The sequence below is a fragment of the Fretibacterium sp. genome (genome assembly GCF_057312375.1).
On sequence record NZ_DBHLDX010000064.1, the window covers coordinates 1 to 10,608 of the forward strand.

9 protein-coding genes are annotated in these 10,608 nt (G+C 67.0%); 8 read left to right on the top strand and 1 reads right to left on the bottom strand.

What is annotated here, in order from left to right; translation table 11 throughout:
* The 8 genes from scpA to ACO41U_RS08625 form a co-directional block, all read left to right on the top strand.
* The coding region (gene scpA, locus ACO41U_RS08590) for a methylmalonyl-CoA mutase (RefSeq protein WP_485943176.1) at positions 1 to 1,634 on the top strand (1,634 nt) is incomplete at its 5' end.
* Positions 1,621 to 2,754 (top strand): methylmalonyl Co-A mutase-associated GTPase MeaB, encoded by a 1,134-nt coding sequence (meaB, locus tag ACO41U_RS08595; RefSeq protein ID WP_485943178.1) that lies wholly within the window; start codon positions 1,621 to 1,623, stop codon positions 2,752 to 2,754. The genes scpA and meaB, both read left to right, overlap by 14 nt.
* An 85-nt stretch (positions 2,755 to 2,839) precedes the next feature.
* Entirely contained in the window at positions 2,840 to 4,039 is a 1,200-nt protein-coding gene (locus tag ACO41U_RS08600) for a hypothetical protein (RefSeq protein ID WP_485943180.1), read from the top strand.
* 191 nt (positions 4,040 to 4,230) lie between these two features.
* On the top strand, positions 4,231 to 5,379 hold the full coding sequence (locus tag ACO41U_RS08605; protein WP_485943182.1) for a YncE family protein: 1,149 nt from the start codon (positions 4,231 to 4,233) through the stop codon (positions 5,377 to 5,379).
* A gap of 224 nt (positions 5,380 to 5,603) precedes the next feature.
* Positions 5,604 to 6,827, top strand: a complete 1,224-nt coding sequence (locus tag ACO41U_RS08610) for a M20 metallopeptidase family protein (protein WP_485943184.1) — start codon at positions 5,604 to 5,606, stop codon at positions 6,825 to 6,827.
* Positions 6,828 to 6,923: 96 nt separating this feature from the next.
* Entirely contained in the window at positions 6,924 to 8,534 is a 1,611-nt protein-coding gene (locus ACO41U_RS08615; protein WP_485943186.1) for an AbgT family transporter, read from the top strand.
* 170 nt (positions 8,535 to 8,704) lie between these two features.
* Entirely contained in the window at positions 8,705 to 9,286 is a 582-nt protein-coding gene (locus tag ACO41U_RS08620) for a 5-formyltetrahydrofolate cyclo-ligase (protein WP_485943188.1), read from the top strand.
* Positions 9,287 to 9,395: 109 nt separating this feature from the next.
* Entirely contained in the window at positions 9,396 to 9,881 is a 486-nt protein-coding gene (locus ACO41U_RS08625) for a hypothetical protein (protein WP_298778228.1), read from the top strand.
* A gap of 292 nt (positions 9,882 to 10,173) precedes the next feature.
* On the opposite strand, the gene ACO41U_RS08630 is transcribed toward ACO41U_RS08625, so the two are convergent.
* Positions 10,174 to 10,608: hypothetical protein (locus ACO41U_RS08630; RefSeq protein WP_485943190.1), on the bottom strand; the 435-nt coding region annotated here is incomplete at its 5' end.

Consider the following 10,608-nt stretch of genomic DNA (forward strand, 5'->3'; position numbering starts at 1 on the left):
TGGCCGCGGAGGAGCAGGGCGTGGACAAGGCCGTCCTGTCCGGCACGATCCAGAACGACATCCTGAAGGAGTTCATGGTGCGCAACACGTACATCTACCCGCCCAAGACCTCCATGCGCATCATCGGGGACATCTTCGCCTACACCTCGCAGTACATGCCGAAGTTCAACAGCATCAGCATATCGGGCTACCACATCCAGGAGGCCGGGGGCACGGCGGACATCGAGCTGGGCTACACGCTGGCGGACGGCCTGGAGTACCTGCGGACGGGCATCAAGGCCGGGCTCACCATCGACGCCTTCGCCCCACGCCTCTCCTTCTTCTGGGGCATCGGCAAGAACTACTTCATGGAGGTCGCCAAGATGCGCGCCGCCCGCATGCTGTGGGCCAAGATCGTCAAGGGCTTCGACCCGAAGAACCCCAAATCCATGGCGCTGCGCACCCACAGCCAGACCTCCGGTTGGAGCCTGACGGAGCAGGACCCCTACAACAACGTGGAGCGCACCTGCATCGAGGCCATGGCGGCGGCGCTGGGGCACACGCAGTCGCTGCACACGAACGCCCTGGACGAGGCCATCGCGCTGCCCACGGACTTCTCCGCGCGCATCGCGCGCAACACGCAACTCTACATTCAGGACGAGACGAAGGTCTGCAAGGTCATCGACCCGTGGGGCGGATCATGGTACGTGGAGTCCCTGACCAGCGAGCTCCTGCGGCGCAGTTGGGCCCACATCCAGGAGGTCGAGGAGCTGGGGGGCATGGCTGCGGCCATCGACACGGGGCTTCCGAAGATGCGCATCGAGGAGGCGGCGGCCCGGCGTCAGGCCCACATCGACTCGGGCGCGGAGGAGATCGTCGGCGTCAACAGCTTCCGCCTCGACAAGGAGGACCCGCTTGAGATCCTTGAGGTGGACAACACGGCCGTGCGCGAGGCGCAGATTGCGAGATTGAAGAAGTTGAGGGAGAACCGGGATCAGGAGAAGGTGAAGGAGTGCCTCGACGCCATCACGAAGGCCACGGAAACGGGCGAGGGCAACCTGCTGGCGCTGTCCGTGGACGCGGCGCGGGCCAGGGCGTCGCTCGGCGAGATATCGGCCGCCGTGGAGAAGGTCTGCGGGCGCCATCAGGCGGTGATCCGCTCCATCTCCGGCGTCTACAGCAGCGAGTTTAAGGACGCGGACGTCATTGACGAGGTGCGGAGGATGACGGACGACTTCGAGAAGAAGCACGGCCGCCGCCCGCGCATCATGGTCGCCAAGATGGGGCAGGACGGCCACGACCGGGGCGCAAAGGTCATCGCCACGGCCTTCGCCGACATGGGCTACGACGTGGACATCGGCCCGCTGTTCCAGACCCCGGCGGAGACGGCTCAAGAGGCGGTGGACAACGACGTTCACGTCGTGGGCATGAGCTCTCTGGCCGCGGGGCACAAGACGCTTCTCCCGCAGCTGGTGGACGAGCTGAAGAAGCGCGGACGCGAGGACATCATGGTGGTCATAGGCGGCGTCATCCCGGCGCAGGACTACGCCTTCCTGCGCGAGCACGGTGCCGCCGCCATCTTCGGCCCCGGGACGGTCATCCCCGTCTCCGCCAAAAAGGTGATGGAGGAGCTCAATCGCCGTGTCGACGACTAGGCCCGAGTGGACGCCGGAAGGGGCGGGGGCCGAGTTCGCCTGCCGCGTCATGGGCGGCGTGACCGACGCCCACGACGGCATGGCGTTTGCGCCGGAGCCGTCCCCTGCCCCCGTTCCAAAACGCCGGAAGCTGGCGCTTCAGGACTACGTTGAGGGCGTGCTGAAGGGCGACCGCGCGGTCCTCTCCCGCGCCATCACGCTGGTGGAGAGCAACGCGCCGGCCCACTTCGACCTGGCCCGTCAGGTCATCTCCGCAGTTCTGCCGCGGACGGGAGGCGCCGTGCGCGTGGGCATCACGGGCGTTCCGGGCGCGGGCAAGAGCACGTTCATCGAGGCGCTGGGCACGTGGCTCTGCGACCGGGGGCACAGGGTGGCGGTGCTGGCGGTGGACCCCAGCAGCACGGTGACGAGGGGCAGCATCCTGGGGGACAAGACGCGCATGGAGGAGCTGTCCCGGAACGAGAACGCCTTCATCCGCCCCTCCCCCTCCGGGGGGACGCTGGGGGGGCTCACGCGCAAGAGCCGCGAGACGATGCTGCTCTGCGAGGCGGCGGGGTACGACGTCGTCCTGGTGGAAACGGTGGGCGTCGGCCAGAGCGAGGTGACGGTGCGGGACATGGTGGACTTCTTCATGCTCCTGGTCATCACGGGCGCGGGAGACGACCTCCAGGGGATGAAGAAGGGAGTGATGGAGCTGGCGGACGCCATCGTGGTGAACAAGGCCGACGGGGCTAACCGGATGAAGGCCCAGACCACCCGCGCGGACTACGAGCAGTTCCTACACTACCTGCGCCCCTCCACGGAGGGCTGGACGAGCCGCGCCTGCACCTGCTCCGCCCTGACGCGCGAGGGCATCCCGGAGGTGTGGGGCATGGTGGAGGACTTCATGGAAAACGTCCGGAGCTCGGGCGTCCTCGCGGAGCGCCGCCGGCGCCAGGCGCTGTCCTGGGTCCACTCGATGGTGGAGGACCACCTGCTGCGCCGCTTCTACGAGGACCCCGGTGTCGCGGCGGAGATGCCGGGGATCGAGGAGCGGGTGGAGCGGGGCGAGCTGGCCGCCACCCAGGCGGCCCTGGACTTGCTGGCGCTCTACGAGAGGGGCCGGGACCGACAGAAGTGACGGTGTGCCCGCCTGGAGCAGAGGGCGGGCGCTCCAAAAATCGAAAAGGACACCCCCAATTTGAGTTCAGAGGAGGTCGTTTACCGTGAGGTTCATGAAAAAGCTCTCTTGCGTATTCCTTGTGTTCATGGCTCTCTGCGGCGCGGCGGCGGCGAACGTCGCCTACACGACGGTGGACGCGAGCTACACGAGCGCCATTGGGGTCATCGACGAGGGCCTGCAGGTCCGGAGGGCGGTCGGCAACCTCCGGAGTGACGCCCTGGGCGCGTCGTTTCCGCAGGGCGGCAAGTGCCTCTACGTCTTTCTGGAGCACGACCGCACCACGGGGGACAAGGCGACCGTCTACGACCCCGCCAGCTGGGACGTGCCCGTCGCCAGCAGGACCTGGACGAACGCCATGAACGTTCATGGCCTGGCCGCCTACGGCGGAAACCTGTACGCCGCCGCCCACGAGGGAGGCGCCGTCATTCAGGTGAACACCTCAAGCTACACCGCCACGGGCCGCTATTATATCTGCACCGGCGTCCCGGCCGGGTACGCCCCCCACGCGGAGCGGGTCCTCGCCGCCGGGAACGTGATCTACGCCCTGTTCACGGCGACACGAGGCACTTACCCCGGCTACGTCTACGCGAACAGCGTCCTCGTGGGGCTGGACAGCGCGTTGAGCAAGGAGCTCGTGCGGTATGAGGGGCTGGGCAAGAACGCCGTGGACATGGCGCGAATCGATGCCGGCCGGATCGCCGTCGCCTGTCGCGGCACGGGCAGCGTGCAGGTGGTGAACCTGAACGCCCCGGACGACGCGGACTGGCTGGCCATGGAGGTCGTCAGCGCGGATGACGGCACCGCTCTGGGCGACGTGTCGGCGGTCTGCGAGGACGGCAGGGGCGGCTTCTACTTCATCGCTCAGCGGCAGGCTGGAGCGGCGGCGAGGTCCAGCCTGACCCTCTATCGCTGGACCGGCTCCGCGCGGTACCCCGTGAAGGTGTACGAGGCAAAGGAAGTCGCGGGCCAAGCCTGCCAGCTGGTGCGCGACACGACGTACCGGGATCGGGTCTTCGCCGTGATGGGCGACAGGGTGGCCGTCCTTGAGGCGGACGGGCGCCACGTCAAAACGATCGGCAGTGCGGAGCTGGGGGGCACCCCCACCAGCGTCGCGGTGATCGACCGCCCGGCGGGTGGCGAGGGGAAGGACAAGAGCGGTTCGGGTGGCGGGTGCGGCGCGCTCGACCTGGGGCTTCTGACGCTGCTCCTCCCGCTCCTGGCCCTGCGCCGCAGGGTGCACTAGCCCCCGTTCCCCAGCGACGCAGCGATTCGGGAGCTTGCCCTGGGCCATGATGTGCGCGATGCGGATGAAGGGCGACCTTCCATAGTCTATAATTCAAGAGAAAGGCGCCGCACCCTTGCGGGTGACGCCACACACTTTGCACATCAGGGAGGTCAAGGAACTTGAGGTTAAAGGGTTTTGGATTGAGGAACTTGCGGTTCGCGAGAAAACTTCTCCCCGCGCTGCTGCTCCTGTTCTCAGCTGGGACAGCGGGAGCCAACGTGGTCTACACGGCCGTGGGGACGGGGAGCTCCACGGCGTCGGTGGGCGTCATCGGAGTCTCAAGCGCGGCCAGCATCGACGTGCGCCCCTCCGTCCTGACGGGGCGGCCTGCCGACGCGGCGGTCTACGCCTTTCAGCGCGACGGCGGCCAGTACGTCCTGGTCAGCCACCCCAACTCGACCGCCGGGGATGCGGTCTACGTCTACAGCGCCGCCAGGGGCTGGAGCGCGCCCATAGCCAGCGCGGACTGGCCCGGGGTGCGCGGCGTCCGGGACATGGACGTATCCGACAACGGGCGCAGCCTGTTCGCCGCGGCCTACGACAGCGGTAACGTCGTCGAGATCAGGACGGAAACCCTGCTGCCCACGGGCAACGTCCTGGCGCTCAGCGCGGACGGAGGGAGCCCCCACGGGCAGCGCGTCCGCGTCCGTGGCAAGGAGATCTATGCCCTCCTCACGGCCGGGAACGCAACCGGAAACGACGTGTCGGGGTGGCTGTTCCGCCTGGACGGTCGCCTCGTGCCCTATGCGAGCTTCGACGTCGGCGCCGGGGCGACCGACATCGCCCTCTACGACGACGAGAAGACGCTTGCCCTCGCCTACGGGAACGGGGGCGGAATCAAGGTCTATCAGCCGAGCCGAGGACAGCTCACGGACCTCGTCAGCGGTTCGGGCAGTTATGGCGATATCGTTTCGGTTTGCGAGGACGGCGGAAGCAGCATCTACTTCATCGCGCAGACGGCCTCCGGAGCGGACGCGCTCTACCACTGGAAGGACAACGCCGCCGTCGAGGTGTGGCGCTCTACGGACGCACCGAAGGACGGACTTCGGCGGCTGGTCTGGGACGCGAGCGCCAAGGTGTTGGCGGCAACGACGGGTGACCGGGTCCTGATCTTCAAGGATGACGCGTTGGTCCGAACCCTCACGAGCGGCGACCTGGGCGGGACGGTCACGTCCCTTGCGGCCTTCAACGAGGCAGCGGACGAGGACGACGGGGACAGCGGCTTCTGCAGCGCGCTGGGCCTGGGGGCCGTGGCGCTGTTCCTTCCGCTGGCGCTCCTGAGGCGGCGCCGGGCGTAGGGCAACGAGAGCGTTAAGAGGGGCCGCGCGGCGGATGCTGCGCGGCCCCTTTGGTGTTGTCAACACCCCTAAGTACGGATAGGGCAGAAGTTGTCGCGGGATGCGGCTCTTGGCCGATGGAGAGCGCTCGCTCGAATCAGCGTGATAACATGATAAGATATAGGGTAAATCGGAGCCTTGCGGGGCCGCGAGGACCGTCGCGAAGATGGAGGAGCGGATAGATTATGGCGGAGTATGAGGGATATGAGAGGATCGAGCGGGAGGTGCAGCGGCACCTCGATCGGGTCGTGGAGTGGCGCCGGGCGATCCATCGCCATCCGGAGCTGAGCCGGTGCGAGGAGCGGACGGCGGAGCTCGTTGCGGGGGTGCTGGAGGGGCTGGGGTTTGAGGTCCGGCGTGGCGTGGGGGGCCACGGCGTCCTGGGGCTGCTGCGGGGCACGGGCGGCGGGGCGGACATGGGGCCGACGGTGGGCCTGCGCGCCGACATGGACGCCCTTCCCATGCAGGAGGAGACGGGGCTGCCCTACGCCTCGGAGGTTCCGGGCGTCATGCACGCCTGCGGGCACGACACCCATACGGCCATGCTGCTGGGGACCGCCTGCGTTCTCGCGGGGATGCGCGACGCGCTGCCGGGCAACGTGAAGTTCATCTTTCAGCCCGCCGAGGAGCTGAACCCCGTTGGGGGAGCGCCGGGCATGATCGCGGACGGGGCTCTGGTGGACCCCCGCGTGGATGGCCTGTTCGGCCTTCACGTCTGGCCCGCCTACGAGACGGGGAGGGTCGTGTTGCGGTCCGGGCCTCAGATGGGGGCCTCCGACCGGGTGTACCTCACCGTGAAGGGCAGGGCGGCCCATGGGTCCGCGCCGGATCAGGGCGTGGACGCCATCATGATCGCGGGGCAGGTGCTCTGCGGGCTCCAGAGCGTCGTTTCGCGCAGCGTCTCGCCCCTGGATGCGGCCGTGGTCACCATCGGGACCATCAAGGGTGGATGGCGGTACAACGTCATCCCGGACCGGGTGGAGATGGAGGGGACGGTGCGCACCCTGAGGGAGGAGGTTCAGGCGGCCATGCCGGACCTCATCGAGCGCGCGGCAGAGGGCATCGCCCGGTCCCTGAGGGGCAGCTGCGAGGTGCGCTACGTCAAGGGCTACCCCCCTCTGGTGAACGACCCCGAAATGTTCGACCTGGCCGCGGAGGCGGTGCGGGAGGTCATGGGGGCGGAACACCTCGTCGTGGCGGAGCGGCCGGAGCTGGGCGCGGAGGACTTCGCCTTCTTCGCCCGCGAGCGTCCCTCGGCCTTCGCCTGGCTGGGCTGCCGTCCCGCCGGCGCGGGGCCGGAGGAGACGGGAGTGCTGCACAGCACGCGCTTCCGACCGGACGAGGGGTGCTTCCCCTTCGGGATGCGCTTCCTCGCGTCCTGCGCCGTCGCCTTTCTGGGCCGTCGATAGACGTCTCAGAGAGCTGGAGAGGGGGGATGCCGCCGGAGGAGTCGCGGAGGGGCTGAAGGGTGTTCCTTAATTGGTTTAGAACGGAGGTACGAGAGAATGTCGGAAAATCCGGAGAGAAACGTGGACGAGACGATCGTCGCGCCGAAGCGCAGCTTTTTTGAGAGGTTCATCCGGGGCATCGAGGTGATCGGGAACAAGTTTCCGCACCCGTTTTGGCTGTTCGTCGTGTTGTCGCTGATCCTGATGGGCCTGTCCTGGTGGCTGGGCAGGGAGGGCCTGTCCGTGACGTACATGGCCGGCAAGGCGGGGGAGGCCCCCAAGGAGACCACCGTCTCCGTGGTGAACCTGCTGTCATACCCCGCCATGCGCGAGTTCCTCGCGGGCTTTGTCAAGACCTACGTCAACTTTGCCCCCCTGGGCCTCATCATGACGATGATGTTGGGCATCAGCCTGCTGGAGCACACTGGCATGATCTCCGCCCTGATGCGCAAGACGATCCTGGGCGCCCCGCGGGCGCTGGTGGTGGCGGTGGTGGCCATCGTCGGCATCAACGCCAACCTGGCCTCCGACGCGGGCATCATCTTCACGCCCGTCATCGCCGGCGCCGTGTTCAAGGCGCTGGGCCGCAACCCCTGGGTGGGGGTGGCGGCGGGATACGCAGCGGGGGCGGGGGGCTTCACGGCCAACTTCTTCGTGGCGGGGACGGACGCCCTGCTGTCGGGCATCACGGCCACGGCCGTCGAGGGCGTGCCCACGATCCCGCCGGGCACTCCGGTCCACCCGCTCATGAACTGGTACTTCATGCTCGCCGCCACGCTGGTCCTGACGGGGCTCACGGTGTACGTCACGGAGCACTACATCGTGAAGATGGTCGGGGACGCGGAGACGGTCCGCGATGCGAACGCGCTGAAGGAGCACGCCGTCACGCCGGCGGAGAACCGGGGGCTGTTCTGCAGCCTTCTGGCCCTCGTCGCCTACGTGGCCCTCATCGTGTGGCTGACGTACCCGGAGGGCTCCCTGTTCCGCAACCCGGAGACGGGCGCCATCGTCCCGCGCTCGCCGCTCCTCAGCAGCATCATGCCCCTGCTCTTTGGGCTGTTCTTCGTCGTGGGGACGGCCTACGGCCTCGGTGCCGGGGTGATCCGGCGGGCGGAGGACGTTCCGAAGCTCATGCAGAAGGGGCTCATCGGCAGCACGAGTTTCATGGTGGTGGTGTTGCCGGCCTCGCTCTTTGTGGCGCTCTTCCGCATGAGCCACTTCGACACGGTGCTTTCCGTGACGGGAGCGGAGTTCCTGAAGGCCATGAACCTGGGCGGCATCCCGCTGCTGGTGATCTTCGTCGTTTTGGTGTCCTTCCTGAACCTCTTCATGATCAGCGGCTCCGCGAAGTGGCTGATCCTGGCCCCCATCTTCGTTCCCATGTTCGCGGGGGTCGGCTTCTCCCCGGCCCTGACGCAGGTGGCCTACCGCATCGGGGACTCCTCCACCAACATCATCTCCCCCCTCTCCTACTACCTGCCGGTGATGCTGGGGCTCCTCGAGCAGTACAAGCCGAAGGAAGACACGAAGGTGGGCATCGGGACGGTCATCTCGTTGGCCATGCCCTACTCGCTGTTCTACCTGGCAGGCTTCACGCTCCTGCTGGTGGCCTGGTACCTCCTGGGCCTACCCCTAGGTCCCGCCACTCCGGCCACGTTGGCGATGTAATGACGTGAGTGCTGTGAATACCAGGAGCGCTCCCCCGTGTCTCAGGGGGGCGCTCGTTTTTTGCGGGGCCGTGTGGCATAATGAATCGCGCCTTGCGGATCGTGGACATAGCTTATGGTGCGGCTGGGGGATCGGGGGATGGCGATCCAAAATGTGAGGAGGATACGACCTTGACCGTTCAAGAAGAGAAGAAGGCCTTGCGGAAGGAGCTTCGGGAGGTTGAAAAGGCCTTGCCCGACGCCTATTGGGCGGAGGCCGGCTCGGCGATCTGCGCCCGATTGCTGGCCCTGCCGGAGTACCGGTCCGCCGGGACGGTCTTTTGTTTCGTGGGGGCCGGGCGGGAGATCGACACCCGCCCGTTTCTGGAGGGGGCGCTGCGCGACGCAAAGCGGCTCTGCGTGCCCCTGTGCGTCAGCATGGGGGTGATGGAGCTGCGGCAGATCGACGCCATGGATCGGTTGGTCCCAGGGGCCTACGGCATCCCGGAGCCCGTGAAGGGGTCGCCCCTGGTTGAGGTGGACGAGGTGGACTTTGCCGTCATCCCCTGCCTGAGCTGTAGCCGGTCCGGGCTGAGGCTGGGAAAGGGGGGCGGCTTCTACGACCGATTCCTCGCTGCCTATCGCGGCTCGGCGGTCCTGGTCTGCCCTGAGCGCCTCGTCCGGGAGGACATCCCGATGGAGCCTCACGACCGGCCCGTCCCCCGCGTCCTGACGGAGGCAGGGCTCTACGAGAGGGGCCGGACGGACGTCTAGTGTGCTCCCGTCCGCTAGTGTGGACGCATGAGGACGGTAAACGGCGCTCTCTGCGTTCTCCTTGAGGGGCGGATACACTATTGCAATACTACTATAAGGAGGAATTGTCATGAGGAAGGTTTTTGCGGCGGCCTGCGTCTTGGCGGTTTTGTTGGCCGTCCCCGCGGCGGCGGACCAGTGGACGAAGTACGAGAACGATCGCTTTGGCTACTCCGTGGAGTACCCGGACATCTTCAGCGAGATGAAGGAGCCGGAGAACGGCGACGGCGTCTGGCTCTCGTCGAAGGATGGCCGGTACGCCCTCACGCTGTCGGGCGGTTACAACGTGCTGGGGGATGACGGAGAGGCCATGCTGGCGTCCAGACTGGAGGACGTTTCCCACGTCCTGTCGAAGGAGGCGACCCCAGGCGGCTACCGCCTCGTCTACGACGACGGGAAGGAGCGCCTCTTTTTCGAGTGCGCCGTCGTCAACGAGGAGGCCTGGACGTCGTTTGTCCTGAGCTGCCCCAAGGAGGAGCAGGAGCGCTTCGTGCCCGTCGTCGAGCGCATGGAAAAGAGCCTGGGCTTTCCGTCCGGCGAGGGGACGGTTCGGTGAGGCAAAGTTCCTTTGTGGCGGACGGAATGTGGACGTCCCAAATCCACAGGCAAAGTTTTTAACATGTGGTAAAGACGGGCTTTGCACGTTTTCTGCTGCACCCAGCGGGTGCAGGATCAAAATCAGCTTAACCTGCACAATAACGCGCTTAATCCTCGATAAAGCCGTAACACCCTGTGGTTTGGGGTGAGGCTCCCCCACGACAGCCCCCCGGCTGTCGCCATAGGGTGCATAACCTGAGGGGGCGGTCCCAAGGTCCGCCCCCAATGCTTTGTTTGAAATCGATTCGCCGTTACGGCTGGATGGCGTCGTCCATCTCCTGCGCGATCGTCACCGCGGCGTCCGGGACGGGAGGCGCGTAAAAGTCCGCTGGCGTACCCGCCACCTCGGGGATCGCGTCCGGCGCATCCTCGCCGGGCAGGGGTAGATCGCCGCCGCCCACGTCCAAAACGTCGTCCGCCGTCAGGCCGCCCAGCTCCGTGGTTCCTTCGTTGGCCGCGTCGGACCCCATGTCCGCCACGCCGTTCAGGTCCAGCGTGTCCTCGTCTGAGGTGCCGCCCAGTTCCGGAGTCCCCTCGACGGACGCCGCGTCGGCCGCGTCCGCCAACGGTGCGTCGTCCAGTTCCGGTACACCGGCTTCCGTCTCCGTGTCGAGCGGGGCGATGGCATCCGCGGCGGGAATATCCGCGTCGGCCGCGTCCGCCAACGGTGCGTCGTCCAGTTCCGG

Excerpts from the sequence above, each read along its gene's own strand:
- ACO41U_RS08610 (WP_485943184.1), top strand. The coding sequence starts at position 5,604 with ATGGCGGAGTATGAGGGATATGAGAGGATCGAGCGGGAGGTGCAGCGG.
- ACO41U_RS08625 (WP_298778228.1), top strand. The coding sequence starts at position 9,396 with ATGAGGAAGGTTTTTGCGGCGGCCTGCGTCTTGGCGGTTTTGTTGGCC.
- ACO41U_RS08615 (WP_485943186.1), top strand. The coding sequence starts at position 6,924 with ATGTCGGAAAATCCGGAGAGAAACGTGGACGAGACGATCGTCGCGCCG.